The sequence below is a fragment of the Nocardioides sp. LML1-1-1.1 genome (assembly GCF_040676175.1).
Taxonomy (GTDB): Bacteria; Actinomycetota; Actinomycetes; order Propionibacteriales; family Nocardioidaceae; genus Nocardioides.
This window is the reverse complement of sequence record NZ_JBEGHK010000008.1, coordinates 56,579-77,461: the sequence shown is the minus strand read 5'-3', so window position 1 is coordinate 77,461 and position 20,883 is coordinate 56,579. Positions and strand designations below refer to the sequence as shown.

The following is a 20,883-nucleotide window of genomic DNA, read 5'->3' as shown; positions in this document are numbered from 1 at the left end:
ATGCAGATGAAGGAACGCTCCGAGGCGATCGCGCGAGCCCAGCGCGCACTCAAGGCGCTCGGCGAGCACCCGCGCTCGAGCAAGAAGGAGCTCGGCCACGCCCGCGAGCACGTCAACGCCTGCTACGCCCACGCCTCGGGGGAGCACGTGTGGAACGCCGTCGCGCAGGTCGAGGCGATGGCCGAGCGGCGCTACGGCGTGCCGAGCGCCGAGGAGCAGCGTCAGCTGGTCGAGCCGAGCGAGGACCTCGAGGAGCCAGCGACCGCCGACCGCGGCCGCGCGGCGGAGGACCGCGCCATCCCGTCGACGTCGTCCAGTACGGACGTGGAGCTAGCGCCCACCCCATCGCGATGAAGTGGACGCGACGGGCTCGAATCGGGCTCACAACGCCGCTGGGCGACGCTGAACCACGTCTGGGGGACCCTCCCGACCCGTCCGGTTGCCAGAGAGCGATTTTGAGCGCTCTCGACGCCGCCGACGCTCAGGCATAGAACGTGTCCGATCCCGTGGCCTCGGCGCTCCTCTTCACCGTGGCGATCGCCTACCTCGCCGGCGCCGTCGTGGTGACCACGTCGCTGGTGAAGGTGCTCGCCAGCTGGTCCGCCGCCTGGCGCACGCGTCGCCACGTGGCCCCGGTCGACGACGCACTGCAGAGCCGGGCCGCTGCGGCGATAGCGGCCGTCGCCGCCCTGGCGAACGTCGCGCCCCCGGCGACCGAGGTCGTCGCCTACCTCGGTATGCCCACCGGCGATGACGACCGCCGAGCCGGTGACGGTGGCCTGGCCGTGACCCGTTTCCGGGCGGGCCGTCCGGCCACCGTGGTGTTTGCCCAGGTCGCGCTCACCGGCCTCAGCTGGGCCGCGGTGCAGAGCCTGGCAGCGCACGAGCTCGCCCACGTCATCCGACGTGAGCGCTCCTCGGCCGCGGCGCGCTACGGCTGGCTGGTCGGCTACCTGGTTCTGATGCTGTCCGGCGCTGGGCTCACCGTCGTTGCTGTGGTGGCCGCGCCCCAGCTGGCCGGTCCGGCACGGCTGGCCACGATGATCGCCGCGGTGGCCTTCCTCGCGCTCCAGGTCGCCTTCGACCGGCGCGAGGAGATCTCGGCCGACCTGTTCGCAGTCGACCTGACCCGCGACCTCGAGGCGGCCGCCGAGCTGATGCGGTTCTACGAGGAGAACGTCGCCAAGCCCCTGCCTGCCGGTCGTCTCGGCCGAGCGCGGGCGCTGCTCGAGCGCCGCTGGTTCGCGACCCACCCCGACCCCCAGACGCGGCTCTCTGCGATGCGCCGCCACGTGGTCGACCAGCAGGCCGACTAGCTCTCGACGCCGCTCTCGGCCGCGGCCAGCGATCGCGGTGCGGTGCTGTAGGTCAGCACTCCCTCGTGTGCCAGCAGGCGGATGATCCGGGCCCGTAGCGCCGGCGACCAGCCCATCTCGTCGCCCAGCTCGGTCCAGGTAGGGCCTGTGCCGGTGCGCTGCCACACGCCGGCGACATAGGAGGCGGCGCGCTCAGCATCACGTGCGGCCGTCTCGCGAGCCGCTGAGGCGGCCCGGGCGCGCGCCTGTTGCTGCTGGCGCCAGGCATCCTCGAAGGCTTCCAACGCGGGTGCGGTCCATCCCGGGGACTGCGCGGTCAGGTGCACCGCCAGCCGATGACGGGGAAGCCCCGGGCGGCCTGCAGCGCCGACCAGGTCGACGTACTCGGTGACCAGGTCGTCCGGGGGAGTGCCCTCGTAGCCAGCGGCCTCGAGGAACTGACGTACCTGGGCACGCGTTGCGCGCCGGGGCTGCTTCGTGTCGGGCATGGCACCTTGATCGGCCGGGGGTAGGGCCGCCCAAGGCTAGCGACCAGGGTCGGGCGTGGCTCGGTTTCAGCGGCGCGGAGTGCCGCGTCGCGGCGGCCGCGGACGATCCACGTCCTGCCGGTCGCGTGCCGCACCCTGCGACTTGGTCGGCGCCGGGCTGTCGTCGCCGTCGATCGGGATCTCGAGGCGGGACACGATCCGGTAGCGCAGGTCTCGGGCGGGGCTGTCCCCCAGGGGCTTCTCCGCGACCAGGCCGCGCGTGGCGGCGTCGACGTCGTGACCCTGCTCGTGGGCCTGCTGCAGCATTGCCGCGGTGGCCGGCCAGTCGCCCTGCTCGAGGAGCCGGGGGTCGAGCTCGCGCGCCAGCGGAGCCCACCGCTCGGCCGGAGTCTTCTCGGCCGCGGCCGCGAGCCGTGCGCGGACCTCGCTGCTCTTGTGCAGCTCGGCCAGCGCGGCCTTCCGCGGGTCGGCGTCCCACGTCTTGACCGCGTCGCGCAGGTCCCGGCGGGCCTGCAGCTGGGAGAGCTGCAGTCGGGCCCGGACCTGGTTGACGCCCGGCTCCCACGCGCGACTGGGACGGGCCGAGAGGATCCTCATGGCCGCCACGCGCGCCTGCTCGGGGGTGAGGTGGTCGAGCCGCTCGGCGAGCAGCTCGTCGCCCAGCGCACGGAAGGCGGGCTGGCCGCTGGCCACCGCGGCGGTGAGCGCGGCGGGCCCGCGCTGGGCGAGCAGGTCGGCCGGGTCGAGGCCGTCGGGGAAGCGGGCGTAGCCAGGGTCCAGGCCGTGCGGGGTGAGCATCCAGAAGTCCCGCTCGGCCGCGACCTGGCCGGCCAAGTCGGCGTCGGTGGCCACGATCGGGTCGCGGCCGATGGCGGCCAGCTGCGCGGCCTGCTCGTCGGTCAGCGACGTACCGAGCGGCGCCACACCGAGGTAGAGCCCATGGCTGGCCAGCGTGACCGCGACAGCGTCCATCGGGCCCTCGACGATCACCGGCACGGCGCCCTCGTCGAGCAGCTCGTCGACGACGCCGAACAGCTGGGCGCCCTTGTGGAACAGCGGGGTGTCGGCGGTGTTGAGGTACTTCGGGCCGCCCTTGTCGGCGTCGGTGAGGTCGGGCCGCCGGCGGCCGACGAAGCCGAGCACCTCGCCGCGTCCGTTGTTGTGGTGGATCACCGGGAACATCACGCGGTCGCGGAACCGGTCGATGAGGCGGCCGGTGCTGGCCTCGCTCGCAACCCCGGTGGCCAGCATCTCGGCGTCGCTGACGCCGCGGCTGCGCAGGTGGTCGACCAGGTTGGTCCACCCGGCCGGCGCCTGCCCGGGGCGGAAGCGCTCGTCGCCGGCGAGGTCGACGCCGAACCGTCCGGTGAGGTAGTCGCGGCCCCACGAGTCGGTGAACCGGGCCTCGAAGAACGCCTGCGTCATGTTGTTGATCTCGAGCATGCGCTCACGCGAGACGGGGGAGAAGTGCCACTCGTCGGCTCGCTGGTACATGAGCCGGAGGTCGGCGTCGGTGGGCTCCAGTCGGGTGCCGCCGAGGTCGCGGATGTAGGCGGCCAGCGTCAGGTCGGGCTCGACGAACTGGTCCTCGTCGACGTCGACCGGCTCGCCGGCGACGGCGTCGACCAGGTGCTCGTCGGCCGGGTCCATGGGCGGCTCCGGCTCCGGACCGGGGTCCTCGGCGAGCGGCCAGTCGGTCCAGTCGGGGGCCGTGGCGGTGTCCATCGGGTGGTCGACGACCGTGGCCGGGTCGGGCTCGACGCCCTCCCACAGGTCCGCGGGCGGCTCCTCGAAGTGGTACTCGTGGGCGTGCTCGTCGGGGGCGGTCTCCAGCGCGATCGAGGTCCGCCAGACCAGCGCCTGGCACTCGTCGACGCCGTCCCAGCCGTCGCTCGGCATCGCCCGCCCTGCACCCAGCAGGGCCTCGACCTGCCAGCCGCGCTGCACGCCGTGGTCGACGTTGGAGACGAGCGCGGGCCACCAGGTGCTGGCCTGGATGCTCGCGGCCCGCCCGGGACCGAAGAGGTCCACGAGCCGCGGCGTCCACTCGGTGGTGACGCCCTCGCCGTGGGAGCCGTCGCCGATCTGGGCGGCGACGGCCGGGGTGAGCTGACGGGCCATGCGCCACCACACCGCGGCCGTGGCGTGCTCGTCGGGCAGCGGCCCGGCAGGGTGGTCGGGCGCGGTGGCCGTGCGCAGCAGTTCGTGGGCGGTGACGCCGGCCCGCGACATCGCGGCGAGCCGCTCGGCCAGCAGGGGGGTGAACTCGTCGTCGCGGACCTGCGGGGCCAGCGAGTAGAGCAGCTGACGCCATTCCTTGAGCGCGGGGGTGTGGTCGCCGGTGACGGCGCGGTTGAGTCGCCGCTGCCAGGTCGCCGGAGCCTTCTGCAGCTGCGGTGCGCCGGTCGGTCGCCGGTCGTCGGCGGGGACCTGCATGGCGGCCCGCCAGACCTCGACGTCGGCGACAGTCGCGGCCTCGGGTCGGATGCCGTTCTGTGCCCACACCGGAAGTGCGGCCTGGTCGGTCGCGCGGGTGCGGACCTCGTCGGCGAGCTCGGTGACCAGGTGAGCGCGCTGTGCGAGGTAGGCGCCCCAGTGCGGGTCCTCGGCCAGGCGCGCGGGAATCGCGGGCATCCAGGGCAGCGGGCCGGCGCCGGCGTTGCGCAGCCCGGAGGCGTCCAGCCGCCAGTCGAGGACCGCGGCGCGGTCGTGCGCGCTGGCCAGCTCGCGGTCGCCGGCGGCGGCCCGGAGCGCGTCGACGGGGTTCTCGCCGGAGGCCCCGAGTAGCAGCAGGTGGGCCCGCAGGGTCGGCCAGGCAGCCTCCTCCGACAGCCCCGGGACCAGCGTCTCAACAGCGCTGTCGAGCGCGTCGACGACGTTGACCGCCGTCCCGTCGGGCGCCGTGATGGTCTCGTGGCGCAGCAGGTCCTCGGCCGCGACGTAGAGGCTGTCGAGGTAGCGCTGGGAAGCCGCGCCGAGGCGGGTCGCCGGGTCGGCCTGCTCGCGGATCAGGCTGGTCGCGGACCGCTGCGCGTCGTCGCGAGCCAGCATCGACTCGAGGATGTCGGTGGGGGTGAGCGGCCGGACCAGCGTCGGGTGGATCACCGAGTGCGGGTCGCCGTCGCCCACGACCTCGAGATAGACGTGGTTGGCGTGCGCGCCGCGGGTCATCATCGTGTAGAGCTGCTGGCGCGATTCGCTGCCGGTGGCCAGGCCGTGCATCGTGTCAGCGGTGACGCCCTGGGCGGTGTGGACGGTGCACGCGTAGCCGAGCTCAGTGGACCGGGCGACGTAGTCGGCGGGCAGTCGCACGGTGCGGCCGTGCTGGGTGTGCTGGACGGTGAGGTCGCCGCCGTCGTGGATCTCCAGCACGTTCCACCGGTCGCCGTTCTTCACCCAGTCGGTGGCCGAGCTACGCAGCCGGCGGTCGTTCTCGCGGGTGATGATCAGCTCGCCGATCGAGGCCTCGTTGCCGTCGGCGAGACGACGCGTCGGGCCAACCTCTGCGGGGTCGATGCCGTCGAGGCGGTGGGCGCGGGCCTGCTGGTTCAGCTCGCTGACCAGGTCGCGGGTGGGGGCGAGCATGATCGAGTCCAACCCGGCGGCCCGGTCGGCCTGCCAGGCCGCGAAGACGTCCTCGGTCATGGTGGCCAGGTCGCCGACGTGGACGCGGTCGCGGTCGAGGTAGAAGCCGAGCGCCTCGGTCTTGCCCTCGCGCAGCGCCAGGGAGGCGGCGCCCTCGGCGGGGTCCTTGAAGCGGACCAGCTCGGTCAGCTGCAGGGCGCCGTGGGTGGCGCGGATGTCGCGCAGCACACCGCCGGCGCCGATCGCGGAGAGCTGCTGGTCGTCGCCGATCAGGCGCACACTGCCGCCGCGCTCGAGGATGAAGGAGACCGCGGCGTCCAACGACAGGGTGTCGGCCATGCCGGCCTCGTCGATGACCACGAGGGTGGAGGAGTCGATGCCGGCAACCCAGGCGGGCATCGCGGCGCCGGTCTCGCGGGCCTCCTGGATCGAGTGGGTCAGCTTGGCCAGGGTGTCGGTCTGCGTGTCGATCTGGGAGCGCAGCGCGTCGGCGGCCGCGGCTGAGGGGGCCAGCCCGATGATCGTGCCACCACCGTCGGCCCAGGCGGAGGCGAGGGCTCGCATCGCGGTGGTCTTGCCCGATCCGGCGGGCGCGATCGCCAGCTGGAGGCGTGCGCCGGAGGTGGCCATCTCGCGCACGAGGGTGGCCTGTCCGGCGTTGAGGGTGATGCCGTTGGCGGTCGACTCGAGCAGGGCCAGGTCGACCGAGTCGGTCGTGACGGCGTACCCGTCGTGCCGGCCGGCGGCCTCGACCAGGCGCTGCTCGGCGGCCAGCACCTTGCCCGAGGTGAACAGGTCGGCGCCGGACTGGGTGTAGACCGAGGCGCCGTCCGCGCGGCGCAGCTCGGCGGGTTCGCTGATGGTGTCCCAGGCGCGGGCCATGCTCACCGAGCGGCCGTCGAGGACCTCGCTGACGAGCAGGTCGACGACCTGGGAGACCTGGTTGGTGGGCACGTTGGCGCCCCGGACCTGCCGCTGCGCCTCGGCGTAGACATGCCAAAACTGCCAGGTGCTGCGGGCGCCCTCCATCGTCGTCACGATCCGGTCGGTGGTCTTGACGAACCAGGCGGAGTCGGCCAGCGAGCGGGCCGCACCCTTCGGGTTCAGTGCGCCGTGGACCATCTGCTTGACCCGCTGCGGGGTGCCCAGCACCTCGATGGCCTCGCGGTTCCAGGTCTCGCGCTGCTCGGCCAGCGAGCGAGGCTCGTGCTTGGCCTCGCGGGTCTCCAGCGTCGCCTGCTGGGAGAGCTGGATGGTCTCCACCGGCGTGGGCGGGCGTCCGTGGGTGGCCTGGAACGCAGCCGCGAGGACCTTGCGGCGGTCCTCGACGTTGGCGCGGCGCTTGGAGAAGCGGCGGTTCAGCTCGGGGACGACGCCGACGATCTCGCGCACGGGACGCTTGCGGGCGTCCTCGTTGGGGCGCTCCTCGAACCGGACGCCGAGGGCGTCGACCAGGTGCCGCTCGAGCGCGGTGTTGTAGGTCTCCGAGGCCGACACGACGGCCTTGTGCAGCGGCCGGCCGTCGATGGCCAGCCACTTGCCGTCGAGGGTCTGGACCTTGTTTGCGACCGCGACGTGCGTGTGCAGGTCGGGGTCGCCGGCGCGGGAGTCGCGGTGGGTGAACGCGGTGGCGACCAGGCCGCGGACGTCGACCTGGCGCACGCCGTTGGCGCCCTGGCGGGTGAACAGCGCCTTGGACTCGATGAAGTCCAGGGCGTCCTTGATCGCCGCCTGGTGGGCCCGCTCGATCACCGCGGCGGTCTTCGGGTCGGCGATCGCCCACAGCACCGAGACGCTCTTGACCGGCGAGAAGGTCAGGTCGTAGCCGGCCACCGCGTTGGTCTTGGGGCGGGAGTGCTTGGCGATCGTGGCGGCCAGCTCGCGGGCGTCGGTGGGCTCGCGGCCGTGCTCGGCACGGAAGAACTCGGCCGCGACCTCGGTGCGGGCCTTGGCCCGATCGGCCGCCGGCACCGGCCAGTCACCTGGCAGGCCGGCGGCCTCGTTGATCGCCGCGATGCGCTTGGCGACCTCGATCCGGAACGGGCTGATGTCGTTCTCGTAGACCTTGTACGGGGTGCCGAGCTGGCGGGCGGTCTTGTAGTCGGCCTCGGTCGGCTTGTCGACGCCGTCGCGGCCGATGCGCAGGTCCAGATCCTTGGTCCGCTGCGTGGCCAACGGGTGGTGCCCGGAGCCGAACAGGCTCTGCATGTGGTCGGCGGTGACGATGTCGCCGGCGTCGAGGCCTTCCAGGCCCTCCATGCCGGAGCCGACCCACACGCCGGGGGTCTCGCCCTTCTCGGTGTAGTAGCTCGCCAGCCCGGTGTGGCCCTTGTCGGTGGCGTCCATCGCTGCGACCTGGCGGGTCAGGTAGTCGTACCCCGACCCCGCCGTCAGCTTGTGGAGGCTCATCGTCACGGGCACCTACGTGCGCGCGGGTGCGCGGTGCGATCACTTCCGGCCGGATTTCTGGTGTGTTCTTTCTATTCGGCAGACCGAGAATGCAAGAGGTGTGTGGCACTTGGGAGGTCGCGGAAATCCGGGGGGACGCTGAGGGGCGTCGGTGACGGCTGCGGCGTCGGCTTCGGACTGGCTGAGTTGGACGGGCTGGCTGGGGTCGAGGTTGGTGGGTTCGGAAGGTTTCTTGGTCGGTGTGATCGCACGGGCACCGGGAATTGTCGTAGGTGGGTGTCAGAGTCCATGTCGACACGGAGTGAGGACCGATGAGTCAGCAGACGATCAAGCAGCAGGCGCGGCGTACGGCGCGGGAGATGGCCGACAAGAGGCGGCGCGAGCGCGAGGAGCGCGAGCGGCGGGTGATCGACCTGGCCGAGCAGGTCATGGTCGCGATCGGCCAGCGGGACGCGGCGGTGGCCGAGACCGAGAAGCGGGCGGGCGAGGCGCTGCGGGAGTTGACCGAGGTCGAGGGGCTGTCCCTGGGCGAGGCGGTCGAGTGGTGCGGCGAGACGATCACCGTGCGGGAGGCGACGCGGCTGCGGCGGCTCGCAGCACCGGACGGCGGCGCAACCGTTGGGCAGGAGCCCGACGCGACGGCCGAGAGCGGGGGAGCGGGTGCCGGTTCGGCGGCTTGATGACGCCGGCCTCGCGGCAGTCGCGGCGGCGATCGCGGACCCGGCAGTGCTCGCGCGCTACCGGGCGAAGGTCGCCACGGTTCCCGGCAGCGAGTGCCTGTGGTGGACCGGCGCGGTGGCTGGCCGCTCGGAGCGAGAGCGCACGGACGGCGGCGGCCATGGCCGGTTCTGGTACGCGCCGGGACGGGTGATCATCGCCCATCGGTTCGCGTACGCGGTGATGCACGGCGTGGAGGCGCTGGAAGAAGCGCGGCTGCTCGGGCACCGCTGTCACAACCCGCTGTGCCAGCGGATCGCACCGGAGCACGTCGTGGTGTCGAGCGCGGCGAAGAACAGGCAGGAGTGGGCGGTGCAGCGGCGGCTGCCGTACAGCCCGCTGGCCGACCCGCGCGGCCCGCGTCGGAGGGCGCGGGAACTGCGCGACCTGGCGCGTGAGGACCCGCAGCTCGTAGCCGACGACCTCGCGCGGCTCCAGGAGCTGCTGGGCGAGCAGCTGACCCTGTGGTGACCGGCCAGACGTAGATGGCCCCGACGCAGAAGACCGCCCGCACCCGATGGTGTGGGCGGCCTTGCGGTTGTTGGTCAGGCGGGCTCGCCGTCGAGGAGCCGACCGAGCGTTTCCCACAGGTCGAGGTAGCCGTCCGCGTCCTCGGGGGCGTGGTCGCCCCACTTGGCGTGAAGGTCGCGGATGCGGTCGAGCCGGTTGAGGCGGTCGGGCAGCGCGGTGCGGGCGGCGGCCATGAACTCCACGTCGGGCGCGTGCTCGGGAACGTCGCCCCCGCGTGGGTACTTCTTGATCCCGAGCCGCTGCCAGTGAGCACCGGCGTAGGCGACGAGGATGTTGTCCGGGATCAGGGCGTCGGCGGCGGTGGCGCGGATCTTGTCGCCGTCCGGGGTCCAGGGGCCGGGGGTGGCGCGCTCCTCCAGTGCGCGGAGGCTCGCGTCGTCGCTCATGCGGGCTGGTCCTCTCGGGTGGCGACGTCGAGCCGTCCAGCGGCGGCGGTGGCCACGGCGGTGATCCGGGCGGCCAGTGCTCTCAACTCGGCGGGCGTGCCTTGGATGGCGACCACGTCGTCTCCGGCGAGGGTCAGGACGGGCTGACGGTGCTCACCGGCACCGAGCCAGTCCTCGCCGGGGGTGAACACCTGGACGCTGGTCTCGCGGGCTGCCAGCCACTCGATGTGCGCGCTCACGGGGTCACCTCGGCGGGCGCGGTGCCGATAAGGCGACGGAACGCCGTCACGTCGGACTCGAGGGCGAGCAGGCGGCGGTGCTGATCGTCGCCTCGCTGGGCGACCTCGGTCAGCACCTCGCGCAGAGCGTCGAGGAACGCGACCACGTCGCGGGCGGGAGTTCTCCGCGTGCCGGGATCGGCACGCGGAGGTCAGCGGCGTAGGGGAGCGCGTTCATTGCTACGCGGATGTCGCGTTGGTCGTCCGCGCTGATCGCGGCGCCGGTCGGCACCGGCTGGGTCTTCTCGGTCATGACTGCTCCTGTTCGGTGGTGGTGCGGTGGGCGTACTCGGCGTGCAGGGCGTCCAGCGCCGTGGCGACGCTGGACAGGGCCGCGTCCAGGTGGGCGCGGGCAGGCGCGGGGGTCCAGCGGCGCACGTCGCGCAGCCGGTGCTCGATGACGATCAGGTCGCAGGCCGTCTCGCTGAGGGTGTGCCGATCCTTGGCGGTACTGGTCTTCACGTCGGCGGCCGTGGGGTCGGGGTGTCGTCCCGCTTTGCGATGGTGACGAACTGGTTGAGCGGCAGGGTGCGGGCGCCGAGGACCACGGCTGCGATGTGGACCCTTCGTCCCGCGCGGCCGGGCTCATCCACGTTGACAGTGGCGATGGGGAACGCGACGCCGAGGTCCGGGTCGACCAGGGTGTCGGTGGGCCGGAGATCCCATGCGCGGACCTGCTCGGTGGCGAGGGCGGTGTGTCTGTCGGTCATGGCTCCTCCTTCGGTTGGGCCGGTGGCGGGCCGGACTCGGGGTCTCAGCCCGCCACCGGAGGACTTGCGGGATGGACGGTCAGGCCGGGGCCAGCGCGGTCCAGGCGCGGCGCTTGATGCGGTCGGGGTCGTCGCTGGTGAGCACGCGGGCCGCGCGGGCGGCGGCCTCGTCGCCCTTGGTGCGGACCGGTGCGTAGTGGTCGACGTACTCCGCGACGGCCTGATAGCCGGCCCACGCGGTGTCGCGGATGCCGGCCTGGGTCGCGGCGTCGGCGAAGAGCCAGTGGAGCCGGGAGCGGCGGCGGCGCTCGGTCTCGCGGACGCGCTTGGTGGCGCTGGCCTCGGCCTTGCCGAACGTGGCGTCGATCAGGGCGTCGAACGTCGCGTCGGTCATGGTCTGCTGGATCAGCCGCTCGGCCTCGACCTGGAACGCGTCGACGTAGGTGAAGGTCAGCCCGAGCGCGTCGCGCGCGGCCTGGACCACGGCCTTGGCGTTGCGGGTGTGGCGGATCGAGAAGGACGACTCGTGGTTGCGCAGCGCGGCGCTCTGGGTGTTCGCGCACACGACGCGGACCGGGGTTACGAGGATCCGGAACGCGCTGGACCCGTCGTGGCTGTTGAGCGCGGCGATGTTGAGGTCGACGCGATCGGTGCCGCCGACCGTGAGCGAGTCCGGCAGCTGCATCGTGATGAACACCTGACGACCGCCGCGCAGCGACCCGGCGGTGTCGAAGATCGCGCCGGACTCGTCGGCCAGCAGGTTCAGGAACTCGGCGTGGTCCTCGTTCTGCAGCGGGGTGTAGCCGCCGCCGACGACGCCGAGCGCCTCGGGCTGGCCGGTGAACGGGTTGGTCCGCACCGTGGCGAAGCCGGGGACCTCGATCGCAGTGACGCCGCCTTCGTTGACCTCAGCGGTGGTCAGCGGCAACTTCCGCACGTCCCAGCCGCCCAGGTGGCCGAGCGTCATGGCCTCTTCGGCGGTGAACGCGCGGTCGCGGACGGTGGTGCCCAGGCGGTGCCAGGCGTCCTTGCGGGCGAAGACGGCGGCGGCCTGCGTGCCGTGGGTCTCGATCTCGTGTGACATGTCGGGGTCCTCCCGGGTAGCGGATCAAACGAACTGAGTTCATTCTATGGTTTCTATTCCACTGAGAACGGTTCTCCACAGGGCGAACCGCCCTCGGGTGGGGGAGTGGTGACGGGTCAGGCGGCGCTGCCGCTGGCCTCGTCGTCGCTGGTCTCGTCGCTCTCGGTGCTCGGCTGGGGCTCCTCGCCGAGCAGGATGCGCTCGACCTCGCTGGGCTGGTAGCCCCACTCCACGAGCGCGCCGAGCACGCGGGCGTCCCACGCCGTGGGGTTGCGCCAGGAGTGCTTGCCGGTCGTGGCCTCCCACGCGGCGACGACGGCGGCGAGCATGGTCATGGTCGCGGCCTTCGGCGTGGTCGCCTTGGTGGCGATCTTGTGGCACTCGTCGGAGCCCGCGCCGTAGTAGCCGGTCGGGACCTCGACCCCAAGCAGGGTGAAGAGCATCGGGTGCCGGTGGTCCATGGCCTTGCTCAGCGAGTAGTGGCCGGTGACGACCGCCTCGCAGATCAGCGCCTCGGCACCCTTCGGGGCCGTCTTGCGGGCCACGAACGAGGCCAGCCACTCGCGGCGCACCGTCTCCGCGCTGGTCCACGCCTTGTTGTTGGCGATCACGCGGCGACGCTCCTCGCGGCGGGCCTCGGCCTCCTCCTCGCTCTCGCCCGCGTCCTCGTCGCTGGCGCTGCCGCCGCTGACGCCGCCGCGACGGCGCAGGCCGGAGGCATCGAGGTCGGTGACCACCCACACCGGCACGTACTGCTGGTAGGGCTCGGCGGGCTCGTAGGCGTCCTCCTCGTCGTCGCTGCCTTCCTCGCTCTCGTCGTCGTACTCGTCCTCGGGGTAGACCCACTCCTTGACGACCTGGACGCGAGCGCCGGGGACGTTGGGCCACTCCTCCTCCGGAACCGGCTCGCCCTCGGCGGTGACCAGCCGCTCGATGCGCAGCACCTCGTCGGCCTCGGCGACCTCCTCAGCGGTCAGCACCGGCAGGCCTTCGGCGCGCAGCCGCTCGACCTCGGCGGCGTCGGCCTCGCGCTCGGCAGCCTCGTCGCGCAGCCGCTGGGCCTCGTGCGTCAGGGAGCGCCGCCACCGCTTGGCGTTCTCCAGACGCTCGACGGCCTCGGGGTCGTGCTCGAACTCGGCGAAGATCGCGGCCTCCTCCAAGGTCAGGTCGCCGGAGTCGAGACGGTTGCGGGTCTGGTCGGCCTTGGTGACCGCCAGAGCGGCGTTCACGGTCGGGCGGTCGATGCTGGTGCGCTTGGCGATCTGCGCGGCGCTCACGCCGAGCAGGGCCAGCTGCTCCACGCCCGCGACGATCTCGGTCTCGCGCATCCCGGCCCGGTGGATGTTCTCCACCAACTGGTCACCGATCCGGTCGGCGTCGGCGGGCTGGGGGACGACTCGCGCCGGGATCGTCCCGGTGGGGGTGCCGACCTCGGCGGCGGTCACGGTGCGGCGCTGCCCGCGCAGCAGGACGTACTGGCCGTCCTCGTTGCGGTAGACCGTGACGGCCTCGATGACACCGCGCTCCTTGATCGACTTGCGGAACTCCTTGTGGTCGGGGCGCAGGTCGGTCCGGACGTTGGTGCCGATGATGATGTCGGCGGGGTCCAGGTGCACGAACTCCTCCGTCTCGGCGGCGCTGGTGGCCTCGTCGGCGGTGGTGTCGGCGGGGGTCTGGATGGTGTCGGTCATGCGAACTGTCCTCCGTGAGTAGAATAGAAAGAACTGACACGCCCAAGTCTCTCAACGGGGACCGACGCCTACCGGGCCACAGCGCGGACCTGTGGAAAGGTGGGCACGCCCGGAGGGTGGGGATAACCCCGCCTTGTACGGGCGCGGACTCCGCTGAGGCGGCGCGGCGCAGCTGCACCTCGTAGCTGTTCGGACGGAAGGAATCGAGCGAGAGTGGGAACGGCGGCACACGGCCCCGACCGGGAATGCAGCGACGTTGGTGTTAGCCGCCGCAGCAGCTCGTCGACGAGCTGCCGGGGAGTGGCGACGTGACCAGCCAGACCACGACCCCGGTCGGGATCTACTGGAAGCCCGGCGTGTGGGACCTCGCCCGCTCGGCCTACGTCGCCGACCTGGACACCGACCCCGAGTCGCCCGGCTCGTTCGTCGGCTGGCTCGCCCAGGCGCTCGAGCTGCACGCCCGTCGCTCACCCAAGCAGCGCGCCGAGCTCGCGGCCGCCGGCGAGCAGCACCCCGCCCTGGTCAGCGTGACCCGCAAGAGCTTCAACAAGAAGCACGACCTCCCTGCCTCGACGATCGAGGCGGTCGAGGACGCGCTCGTGGCCGACCGCCAGGAGCTGGGCCGGATGCTCGCGCGCTCCGCGTTCGCCCAGGAGGCGGTGATCGCCGCGGCCGAGGACTCGCGCCGGCGGCTCGGCCGCGACCTGCCTCCGCCGCCGCAGAAGCTCAGCAACCGACCTCCGCGGCGCCGGCCGGCACGGTAGGCCCGGCGGGGCCGGTGCCGCGGGCATCGGACCGGCCAGCGTCGGTTTGTGTCGGTACCTACGTCTAGCGTCCTTCTCAGCGCCCCGATCCGGTACCCGAGAGCCGGTCGGGGCGCTTCTTTGCGCCCTCGTTGATCGTTCCGACCCTCTCCGCGGACCTAGGTGACCGCGAGCCGACCTGCGGCCCGCGGAACCGAGGAGGAACACATGTCCAGATCACCGGGCCGCGCTCGCCGCGGCGCAACCCACCGAGCAGTCCTGGCTGCTCTCGCCGCGGTCCTTGCCTCCGCGCTGTGCCTGACGTCGACCTCGCCGGCGGCCGCGGCCGCCGTGCCGGTCGAGGACATGGGCTGTCGGGTGGTCATCTGGGCCTCCGACAGCGTCTTCGACACCTCCTACGCCCATGACGGCATGCGGCACCAGTTCCGCGGCTGCCTGGTCAAGCGCGGCTGGTCGACGAAGTCCTACCGGGCGCTGAAGAACCGGCAATGGCGGCTGAACAACCACCTGGCCAGCTCGGAGTGCCGCGTCGGGGACTACCACCTCTCCGGCGTCCGGCGGACCACGTACAAGGGCATCCGCGTCGTCGTCTTCAAGTACCGCTTCGACTACCTGGTGCCCTGCTGAGCAGCTCGACGTGAGCACGAGCGAATCCCAACAAGTTCAGCCCGGGTGATCGCTGCCGAACCCCGATCGGACCTAGGTGACTGCGGGACCACTCCGAAGGTCTCGCAGTCACCTAGGAGGAAGCATGTCCACCACCGTCACCTTCGCCGGCAACCTGGCCGAGGCACCCGAGCTGCACTACACCCGCGGCGAGAACAAGCCGTTCGTCAGCTGCCGCGTCCTGGTCAACCGGCGCTTGCAGAACGACCAGGGGGAGTGGGTCAACGACGAGCCCACCGCCCACAACGTCAAGATCTTCGGCTCGGCCGCCACCCACGTGCACGACAGCTGCGGATCCGGCGACCCGATCTTCGTCCACGGCCTCGAGCGCACCGAGAGCTGGCCGGACAAGGAGACCGGCGAGAAGCGAACCAAGGACGTCGTGGTCGTCGACAACCGCTTCGGCGAGGTCGGCGTCTCGCTCAAGTACGTCTCCGCGCGCATCGAGCGCGTCACCCGTCCGGCCCAGGCCAGCTGACCGCGCGGAGGTTCCGATGGATCTCGTCGTACAGTCCCCGGACGAGCTGCTGGCCGCCGTGCCGCACGTCTTGGGCTTCAAGCCCGAGGAGTCGATCGTCCTGGTCCCCTTCGGGCCCGGACTCCCGATCACCCGCGTCGATCTCCCCACCAACGCCGCCGACCGCGAGAAGGTCTGGGACGCCATCAGCGGCCCCTACGGCCGCCACGCGCGACCCGGCGCACGGTTGGGCGTCCTCTGCTTCACCGAGGACCGACGCAGCGCGGAACTGGCCAGCCAGCACCTGTCCAACCGCCTCGAGACCGTGGGTATCACCACCCAGATCCGGCTGTGGTCCGACGGCGAGCGGTGGCGCGAGTTCAACACCGGCTCCACGGGCGTGCAGACCCAGGCGACCGCCGAGCGGATCGCGGCCGCGACCGTGCTGTCCGGCGTCGCGCAGCCGGCCTCGAGCAGGGCCTCACTCGCCGCGTCCATGGTCGGTGACCGTGAGCCGATCGCCCAGCTGCTCCCGGCAGCTCGAGCGGCCGCCGCGGCGAGCACGCCGGCCGCCGAGCGGGACTGGGCCCTGGACCGTCTCGAGCAGTTCCACACCGACGGCAACCGGCTCACCGACGTCGATGGCGCCCGGATGCTCGTGGCGCTGGAGACGATCGGCACCCGCGACGCGCTGTGGGAGGACATGACGCGCGAGAACCACACCTCCCATATGGCGATCTGGAACGACCTCACCCGCCGCGCCCCCGACGAGGTCCGCGCGGCGCCGGCCTCGATGCTCGGCTTCGCCAGCTGGCTGCACGGCGACGGAGCCAAGGCCTGGTGCGCCCTCGACCAGGTGCCCGCCGACCGGCCCTACTCCATGGCCGCCATCGTCGCCTCAGCCCTGCAGAACGGCATCCACCCCCGCGAATGGGAGCGATACCAGACCCAGATGCGCGACCTCGCCGGCGAGCTCGACGAGTCCTTCGTGCCCAAGCCTCCCGAGCATCAGCGGGACGTTCCGCGCACCCAGCCCACCACCGGCCGCCCCGCCCCGGGCCGCTGAGGAGAACGCGATGAGCTTCGACGACACCAACCCGATCGACCAGACCGAGCGTGCCCAGCCCAGCGCCACCGAGCGCCAGCTGCGTCGCCTGGTGGTGCCCGAGCCCGCGGCGTACGCCCCCGACAAGCGGCTCGACGTCATCCACGACCCCGACCTCGAGCTGCTGTGGGGAGCCCAGTCATGAGCGAGAACCGGCCCGACGTCGACGACGCTGACCGGCTCGCCCGCGTCATCCTCAGCCGGACCATCGAGCCCGGAGATCTCCGCGTCACCGGACTGGTCAACGAGCTCGGCGCCAGCAAGGTCCTCGGCTACCTCGAGGCCGCCGCCGACGTCGAGTCGCACTGGGGCTTCGCCCTCGCCCACGAGCTCGGCCGCGTCGACCCCGCCCAGGTCCTCGAGCAGGCCGCCGCCAGCGGCATCCGCTTCATCGTCCCCGGCGACGCCGAGTGGCCCACCCAGCTCGGCGCACTCCGCAACGCCGGCGCGCTCCATGATCGCGGCGGCGAACCCGTGGGCCTCTGGCTCCGCGGGGCGCACGACCTGCGCCAGCTCGCCGGCAACGCAGTGGCCGTCGTCGGGTCACGTGCCGCCACCAGCTACGGCACCGAGCAGGCGACCGAGCTGAGCCGGGACCTCGCGAACATGGGCCACACCTTGATCAGCGGCGCGGCGTTCGGCGTCGACCAGGCAGCGCACCGCGGCGCCCTCCTGGCCGGCGGCCCGACGATCGCGGTCATGCCCTGCGGCGTCGACCGGCCCTACCCGACCGCGCACGCCCAGATGCTCGACGCGATCGCCGAACGCGGCCTCGTCGTCTCCGAAGCACCGCCGGGAGCCGTGCCCACCCGAGCCCGCTTCCTGGCTCGGAACAGGATCACCGCCGGGCTGGCCGAGGGAACCGTGGTCGTCGAGGGCGCGGTACGCAGCGGCGCGCTCAACACCGCCCACTGGACCACCAACCTGCACCGGCCTCTCATGGGCGTCCCCGGCCCCGTCAGCAGCGCCGCGTCCACCGGCGTCAACCAGCTGATCCGGCTCGGCCATGCCAGCGCGGTGACCACCGCCCAGGACGTCGTCACCGACGTCATGACCCACCAGGCCCGGGCGGCGAGCGGCGACGTCGACCAGGTCAACGAGTCCTTCGTCCCCGGCCCGGTGCGCTCCACAGGGCCGGCGTTCTCCGGCGCCGCCGGCCCGCTCACCACGCCCCGCAGATGAGGCCGGCTTGGGCGCCTGTGGATAACCCGATTTGCGTCTGAACCCACACCTACTCTGCTGAGAGTTCCTGGTCTGGTCGACCACCTCGACCAGACCGCAGCTCGGGAGGAAGACACCATGAACGACCCCCAGAAGACTCCGCACAGCGAGGCGACGTCGCGCGAGCCCACCGACCGGCCGGCCCAGTGGATCCTCGACCTCGGCCTGGAGATCGAGGCGGGTCGCCGACCGTGGCTACGCCCCCTGGCGGCCGCGGTCCTGGTCCTGGGGATGCCCGTCATCCTCCAGACGATCGGCGGCCTCGAGCACGGCGAGCCCGCACCAGACCCCGACCTGGCGGCGCTCACCGACCGGCTGACCAGCCTCGCGACGGTCCTCGCGGTGGTTCTCGCCGGCGTCTTCGTCGTGTCCAGCGTCGGCTACTGGTTCCTCTGCCGATACGCCCGCGCCGCGTGGCGATCACTGCCGGAGGACGAGCGCGACGCGATCAGGCGCGAGCGCGTCGAGCAGCTGCGCCGAGCGATCGTGGCGCTCGGCGGCGACGATCCCGACGAGCTCACGATCCGAGGCGAGGACCTCGAGGATCTCAGCGACCGCCACCGGCACCTCCTCGAGGACCTCCGCGCGTGCTCCCGGCGATCCGCTGGGCCGATCTGCGCCGGCGCGCGAGCCCGAACCGACGACCTGGTGATGGCTGGCCGCCTTCACCGCGCCCTGTCGAAGGACACGATCGTGCGGCCCCCGCACGCGGCAAACGCGGCGACAGATCCCCGCGTGCTTGCGCTGGTCGAGCTCGACGAGGAGATCCAGGCCGAAGCCAAGGCGATCAGGGAGTCGCTGGACAGCGGCCGCTGCAACTGCGACCAGGGCACCCACGAGCGCCTCGTCTGCGCCGGCGACCGCGCCCACGCCCGGCTCCACGGCCTCGACCCCGAGGACCCGAAGGCCCAGAGCTCGGCCACGCCGCGCCCGCGCTGGGTGGGCCGCCTGATCTGGACCGGTGTGGCGATCGCCATCGCAGCGCTGCCGATCGGACTGCTGACGGAGATTCCCTCCGTGACCATCAGCGCGCTGGGCATGACCGCCACGGGCGCCGGCTTCCTCGTCGAGAACCACCGCGCCGGATCAGCTAGGACCCCCACCGACCGGCTGCGCCGCCGGCTGTTCGTCATCGCCTGGCTCGTGATCGTGGCGGCCGCCGCGACGGCGCTCCTGGCGTAAACCCCAGCCCGCAGACCACGAAACCCGACAAGGAGAACCCACCGATGATCACCCTGACCACCGACCCGCCGGCCGTCCGCATCGACTGGATGTGGACCGTGAGCGTCGAGCGCGTCCTGGACGCCGCGCCCGACCTGCTCACCTGGGCCGACGCACCGCTCACCGAGTGAGGCAGCGATGCGTGGCGCCCACACCGAGCGGTCGATGCTGGACCGCCTGAACGTCCGCTGCTCGACCCGGGTCACGAACGGCGCCTGGAGCGGCGCGAAGTACCTGCGCGCCGAGCACGTCCCGGTCGGGCTTCGGTTCCAGCGCCACCGCATCTGCGAGTTCGTGGCGACCTCGATGCACTCGACCCCCTGGGCCCGCGAGCAGCCCGTCGCCTTCCCGCCGGTGTTCCACGGTCACGAGGTCAAGGTGTCGCGGTCTGACTGGCTCGCCGAGCTGCGCGACCCGTCCAAGGCCGCCGCCTTCCAACCCCACATGCACTACTGGTGGCTGGTCGCCGCCCATCGGGACATCGTGCGCGACGACCTGCCCGAGGGCTGGGGTCTCCTGGTCCCGCACGGGCCACGCACCCTACGAGGGGTCGTCCCCGCGGCGCTCAACCCAGAGCCCGAACCCATGCCGCACGCACTGCAGGGGGCGCTGCTGCGGGCGGTGGCCACCACCGAGGCACGGCTGGCCCAGGACGAACAGGCCGCACGGAGAGGCGTCAGCTGATGGCGGCCGGGGCGATGTGCGGGTGCGGCTGGTCGCGGCTCTTCAAGACCAGGGAGAAGGCCCAGGCCGCCGCCACCCAGCACGCGTGTGCCGCCGGCGTACGCCGGTCGACCCGCAAGCACCGATGCGCCCGCTGCGGCCTGGAAGCGGTCTACGAGAACGCCGGCGCAGCCGAGGCGCGCTACTGGTTCTCCCGGCACTCGTGCCGCAAGCAGGAAGAGGCGATGCTCCGCGCCGCCCTGGCCGAGGAGCGAGCGGCCGCGGTCGACCGGACACCGAAGCCGTGCCACCACAAGCAGGCAAACCACCAGCACGGAACCCGCGCCTGCTACGTCCTCGACCGCTGCCGGTGCGCGCCGTGCGCGACGGCCAACGCCGCGGCCGAGAGCGAGCGAAACCGGTTGAAGGCCTACGGCCGCTACCACCGCTACGTCGACGCCTACCCGCTGCGGCTCCACGTCCAGGAGCCGCGTGACGCCGGGATGGGGCTCAAGACGATCGCCGTTCGCTCGGGAGTCGCCCACGGGGCGCTGTGGAAGCTGATGTACGGCAAGCGCCAGCCCGACGGCTCAAAGACGCCCTCGTGGCGCGTGCTGCGCGAGACCGCCGAGAAGCTCTACGCCCTCGACCCGACCTGGTCCGCGCCGCTGAGGCTCGCCGGGGGAGCGGTGCTGGACCAAGAGCGCTCCGCCGCCATCTCCCGCCGCCTGCAGGCGCTGGTCGCGCTGGGCTGGTCCATGTCCGAGATCGGGCGACGGCTCGGGCTGCGGCATGCCGCGAACGTGATCCCGATCGTGCGCGGGGAATGTCGAATGACCGTCGCCACCGCCCGTAAGGCCAGCGCGCTGTTCGACGAGCTGTGCATGACGCTGCCGCCGGCCGACACCGTGCCGCAGCGCGTCTCCACGACCCGGGCGAAGCGCTACGCCAAGGAACAAGGCTGGGTGCCGCCCCTCGCGCTCGAGGACATCGACGAGGAGATCTCCTCCGGCGCGCTCGACGTCGCCTGACCAAGCACGTGGGCGGCGGAGGACCTCGACCTCAGGGGCCGGTCCAGTTTGGGTCCACCGGAACCGGGATCAGATCCTCAATGCGCAGCCACTGCCCGCCACCTCGCCGCACGCTCGGACCTGGGAACCGAACGACCCGCACTCACGATCGTCACCAACGCACTCAACATCGCCACCGAGCTGGTCCTCCGCCCGCACATTCGGACGGTCTCGCTGGGCGGCGTGGCCCGACCCTCCTCCTACGAGGTCGTCGGACCGCTCGCCCACAGCGTCCTGCAGGAGCTGTGGATCGACCACCTGATCCTCGGCGTCGACGCCCTCGACGTCGAGGCCGGCGCGAGCTGCTTCCACGAGGACGAGGCCGCCATCAACGCCGTCATGGTCCAGCGCGCGAGACAGGTCACCGTCGTAACCACCTCGAACAAGCTCGGCCAGCGGACCTTCGCCCGCATCTGCGAGACCAGCGCTCTCGATCGCCTGGTCACCGACAACTCGATCCCACCCGAGGTCACCGACGCCTTCCGTGCCCACGGCACCACCGTCGACATCGTCTGAGAGGA

Annotated in this window: 24 protein-coding genes; 15 read left to right on the top strand and 9 right to left on the bottom strand. The window is 72.3% G+C overall.

The features are described 5' to 3' along the window. Positions 1-6 precede the first annotated feature (6 nt). Both MRBLML1_RS22250 and MRBLML1_RS22245 read left to right on the top strand, forming a co-directional pair. Entirely contained in the window at positions 7-354 is a 348-nt protein-coding gene (locus MRBLML1_RS22250; RefSeq protein WP_364520234.1) for a hypothetical protein, read from the top strand. 140 nt (positions 355-494) lie between these two features. After that, positions 495-1,316: a M48 family metalloprotease gene (locus MRBLML1_RS22245; protein WP_364520232.1), complete on the top strand. Its 822-nt coding sequence runs from the start codon at positions 495-497 to the stop codon at positions 1,314-1,316. Here MRBLML1_RS22245 and MRBLML1_RS22240 read toward each other — a convergent pair. Then, complete coding sequence (locus tag MRBLML1_RS22240; protein ID WP_364520230.1) at positions 1,313-1,804, bottom strand: hypothetical protein; 492 nt, start codon at positions 1,802-1,804, stop codon at positions 1,313-1,315. The two genes, MRBLML1_RS22245 and MRBLML1_RS22240, sit on opposite strands and share 4 nt — an antisense overlap. A 66-nt stretch (positions 1,805-1,870) precedes the next feature. Further along, positions 1,871-7,798: a MobF family relaxase gene (mobF, locus tag MRBLML1_RS22235; RefSeq protein WP_364520228.1), complete on the bottom strand. Its 5,928-nt coding sequence runs from the start codon at positions 7,796-7,798 to the stop codon at positions 1,871-1,873. Between the two features lie 311 nt (positions 7,799-8,109). Here mobF and MRBLML1_RS22230 point away from each other — a divergent pair, with 311 nt between their 5' ends. Next, positions 8,110-8,478: a hypothetical protein gene (locus MRBLML1_RS22230; protein WP_364520226.1), complete on the top strand. Its 369-nt coding sequence runs from the start codon at positions 8,110-8,112 to the stop codon at positions 8,476-8,478. Next, positions 8,459-8,986: a hypothetical protein gene (locus tag MRBLML1_RS22225; RefSeq protein ID WP_364520224.1), complete on the top strand. Its 528-nt coding sequence runs from the start codon at positions 8,459-8,461 to the stop codon at positions 8,984-8,986. The genes MRBLML1_RS22230 and MRBLML1_RS22225 overlap by 20 nt, the downstream gene beginning before the upstream one ends. Positions 8,987-9,060: 74 nt before the next feature. On the opposite strand, the gene MRBLML1_RS22220 is transcribed toward MRBLML1_RS22225, so the two are convergent. The 7 genes from MRBLML1_RS22220 to MRBLML1_RS22190 form a co-directional block, all read right to left on the bottom strand. Next, positions 9,061-9,432 carry a hypothetical protein gene (locus tag MRBLML1_RS22220; protein WP_364520222.1) on the bottom strand — a complete coding sequence of 124 codons (372 nt, stop codon included), beginning with the start codon at positions 9,430-9,432 and terminating at the stop codon, positions 9,061-9,063. Further along, complete coding sequence (locus MRBLML1_RS22215; protein WP_364520220.1) at positions 9,429-9,671, bottom strand: hypothetical protein; 243 nt, start codon at positions 9,669-9,671, stop codon at positions 9,429-9,431. Before MRBLML1_RS22215 ends, MRBLML1_RS22220 begins: the two co-directional genes overlap by 4 nt. Next, positions 9,668-9,817, bottom strand: coding sequence for a hypothetical protein (locus tag MRBLML1_RS22210; RefSeq protein ID WP_364520218.1), 150 nt, complete (start codon positions 9,815-9,817; stop codon positions 9,668-9,670). Before MRBLML1_RS22210 ends, MRBLML1_RS22215 begins: the two co-directional genes overlap by 4 nt. Positions 9,818-9,959: 142 nt before the next feature. Then, positions 9,960-10,172, bottom strand: a complete 213-nt coding sequence (locus MRBLML1_RS22205; protein WP_364520216.1) for a hypothetical protein — start codon at positions 10,170-10,172, stop codon at positions 9,960-9,962. Next, a complete protein-coding gene (locus tag MRBLML1_RS22200) occupies positions 10,169-10,420 on the bottom strand; it encodes a hypothetical protein (RefSeq protein ID WP_364520214.1) in 252 nt (83 codons plus the stop codon). The genes MRBLML1_RS22205 and MRBLML1_RS22200 overlap by 4 nt, the downstream gene beginning before the upstream one ends. Before the next feature lie 79 nt (positions 10,421-10,499). Continuing rightward, positions 10,500-11,504, bottom strand: a complete 1,005-nt coding sequence (locus MRBLML1_RS22195; protein ID WP_364520212.1) for a DUF932 domain-containing protein — start codon at positions 11,502-11,504, stop codon at positions 10,500-10,502. Between the two features lie 116 nt (positions 11,505-11,620). Next, a complete protein-coding gene (locus tag MRBLML1_RS22190) occupies positions 11,621-13,195 on the bottom strand; it encodes a ParB/RepB/Spo0J family partition protein (protein WP_364520210.1) in 1,575 nt (524 codons plus the stop codon). A gap of 308 nt (positions 13,196-13,503) precedes the next feature. Between MRBLML1_RS22190 and MRBLML1_RS22185 the strand changes: the two genes are divergently transcribed. The 11 genes from MRBLML1_RS22185 (at position 13,504) to MRBLML1_RS22135 (ending at position 20,878) form a co-directional block, all read left to right on the top strand. Then, positions 13,504-13,959 (top strand): hypothetical protein, encoded by a 456-nt coding sequence (locus tag MRBLML1_RS22185; RefSeq protein WP_364520208.1) that lies wholly within the window; start codon positions 13,504-13,506, stop codon positions 13,957-13,959. 207 nt (positions 13,960-14,166) lie between these two features. Further along, positions 14,167-14,586 carry a hypothetical protein gene (locus MRBLML1_RS22180; RefSeq protein ID WP_364520206.1) on the top strand — a complete coding sequence of 140 codons (420 nt, stop codon included), beginning with the start codon at positions 14,167-14,169 and terminating at the stop codon, positions 14,584-14,586. A 124-nt stretch (positions 14,587-14,710) separates the two neighbouring features. Then, on the top strand, positions 14,711-15,103 hold the full coding sequence (locus MRBLML1_RS22175; RefSeq protein ID WP_364520204.1) for a single-stranded DNA-binding protein: 393 nt from the start codon (positions 14,711-14,713) through the stop codon (positions 15,101-15,103). A 16-nt stretch (positions 15,104-15,119) separates the two neighbouring features. Further along, complete coding sequence (locus MRBLML1_RS22170; protein WP_364520202.1) at positions 15,120-16,148, top strand: DUF4192 domain-containing protein; 1,029 nt, start codon at positions 15,120-15,122, stop codon at positions 16,146-16,148. 10 nt (positions 16,149-16,158) lie between these two features. After that, the gene (locus MRBLML1_RS22165) at positions 16,159-16,332 is read left to right on the top strand and encodes a hypothetical protein (RefSeq protein ID WP_364520200.1); all 174 of its coding nucleotides are present in this window, start codon (positions 16,159-16,161) and stop codon (positions 16,330-16,332) included. Continuing rightward, positions 16,329-17,369: a DNA-processing protein DprA gene (dprA, locus tag MRBLML1_RS22160; protein WP_364520198.1), complete on the top strand. Its 1,041-nt coding sequence runs from the start codon at positions 16,329-16,331 to the stop codon at positions 17,367-17,369. Before MRBLML1_RS22165 ends, dprA begins: the two co-directional genes overlap by 4 nt. Positions 17,370-17,486: 117 nt before the next feature. Beyond that, positions 17,487-18,590, top strand: coding sequence for a hypothetical protein (locus MRBLML1_RS22155; protein ID WP_364520196.1), 1,104 nt, complete (start codon positions 17,487-17,489; stop codon positions 18,588-18,590). A gap of 44 nt (positions 18,591-18,634) precedes the next feature. Beyond that, positions 18,635-18,760 (top strand): hypothetical protein, encoded by a 126-nt coding sequence (locus MRBLML1_RS22150; protein WP_364520194.1) that lies wholly within the window; start codon positions 18,635-18,637, stop codon positions 18,758-18,760. Positions 18,761-18,794: 34 nt separating this feature from the next. Further along, on the top strand, positions 18,795-19,313 hold the full coding sequence (locus MRBLML1_RS22145; protein ID WP_364520192.1) for a hypothetical protein: 519 nt from the start codon (positions 18,795-18,797) through the stop codon (positions 19,311-19,313). Further along, entirely contained in the window at positions 19,313-20,323 is a 1,011-nt protein-coding gene (locus MRBLML1_RS22140; protein ID WP_364520190.1) for a hypothetical protein, read from the top strand. The genes MRBLML1_RS22145 and MRBLML1_RS22140 overlap by 1 nt, the downstream gene beginning before the upstream one ends. A gap of 48 nt (positions 20,324-20,371) precedes the next feature. After that, complete coding sequence (locus MRBLML1_RS22135; RefSeq protein WP_364520188.1) at positions 20,372-20,878, top strand: DeoR/GlpR family DNA-binding transcription regulator; 507 nt, start codon at positions 20,372-20,374, stop codon at positions 20,876-20,878. Positions 20,879-20,883 lie beyond the last annotated feature (5 nt).

What these genes read in the sequence shown, in the direction of transcription:
- MRBLML1_RS22180 (WP_364520206.1), top strand. Translation starts at nt 14,167, where the DNA reads ATGTCCAGATCACCGGGCCGCGCTCGCCGCGGCGCAACCCACCGAGCA.
- MRBLML1_RS22200 (WP_364520214.1), bottom strand. Translation starts at nt 10,420, where the DNA reads ATGACCGACAGACACACCGCCCTCGCCACCGAGCAGGTCCGCGCATGG.
- dprA (WP_364520198.1), top strand. Translation starts at nt 16,329, where the DNA reads ATGAGCGAGAACCGGCCCGACGTCGACGACGCTGACCGGCTCGCCCGC.
- MRBLML1_RS22170 (WP_364520202.1), top strand. Translation starts at nt 15,120, where the DNA reads ATGGATCTCGTCGTACAGTCCCCGGACGAGCTGCTGGCCGCCGTGCCG.
- MRBLML1_RS22195 (WP_364520212.1), bottom strand. Translation starts at nt 11,504, where the DNA reads ATGTCACACGAGATCGAGACCCACGGCACGCAGGCCGCCGCCGTCTTC.
- mobF (WP_364520228.1), bottom strand. Translation starts at nt 7,798, where the DNA reads ATGAGCCTCCACAAGCTGACGGCGGGGTCGGGGTACGACTACCTGACC.
- MRBLML1_RS22230 (WP_364520226.1), top strand. Translation starts at nt 8,110, where the DNA reads ATGAGTCAGCAGACGATCAAGCAGCAGGCGCGGCGTACGGCGCGGGAG.
- MRBLML1_RS22145 (WP_364520192.1), top strand. Translation starts at nt 18,795, where the DNA reads ATGCTGGACCGCCTGAACGTCCGCTGCTCGACCCGGGTCACGAACGGC.
- MRBLML1_RS22140 (WP_364520190.1), top strand. Translation starts at nt 19,313, where the DNA reads ATGGCGGCCGGGGCGATGTGCGGGTGCGGCTGGTCGCGGCTCTTCAAG.
- MRBLML1_RS22240 (WP_364520230.1), bottom strand. Translation starts at nt 1,804, where the DNA reads ATGCCCGACACGAAGCAGCCCCGGCGCGCAACGCGTGCCCAGGTACGT.
- MRBLML1_RS22220 (WP_364520222.1), bottom strand. Translation starts at nt 9,432, where the DNA reads ATGAGCGACGACGCGAGCCTCCGCGCACTGGAGGAGCGCGCCACCCCC.
- MRBLML1_RS22155 (WP_364520196.1), top strand. Translation starts at nt 17,487, where the DNA reads ATGAACGACCCCCAGAAGACTCCGCACAGCGAGGCGACGTCGCGCGAG.
- MRBLML1_RS22165 (WP_364520200.1), top strand. Translation starts at nt 16,159, where the DNA reads ATGAGCTTCGACGACACCAACCCGATCGACCAGACCGAGCGTGCCCAG.
- MRBLML1_RS22150 (WP_364520194.1), top strand. Translation starts at nt 18,635, where the DNA reads ATGATCACCCTGACCACCGACCCGCCGGCCGTCCGCATCGACTGGATG.
- MRBLML1_RS22175 (WP_364520204.1), top strand. Translation starts at nt 14,711, where the DNA reads ATGTCCACCACCGTCACCTTCGCCGGCAACCTGGCCGAGGCACCCGAG.
- MRBLML1_RS22190 (WP_364520210.1), bottom strand. Translation starts at nt 13,195, where the DNA reads ATGACCGACACCATCCAGACCCCCGCCGACACCACCGCCGACGAGGCC.
- MRBLML1_RS22250 (WP_364520234.1), top strand. Translation starts at nt 7, where the DNA reads ATGAAGGAACGCTCCGAGGCGATCGCGCGAGCCCAGCGCGCACTCAAG.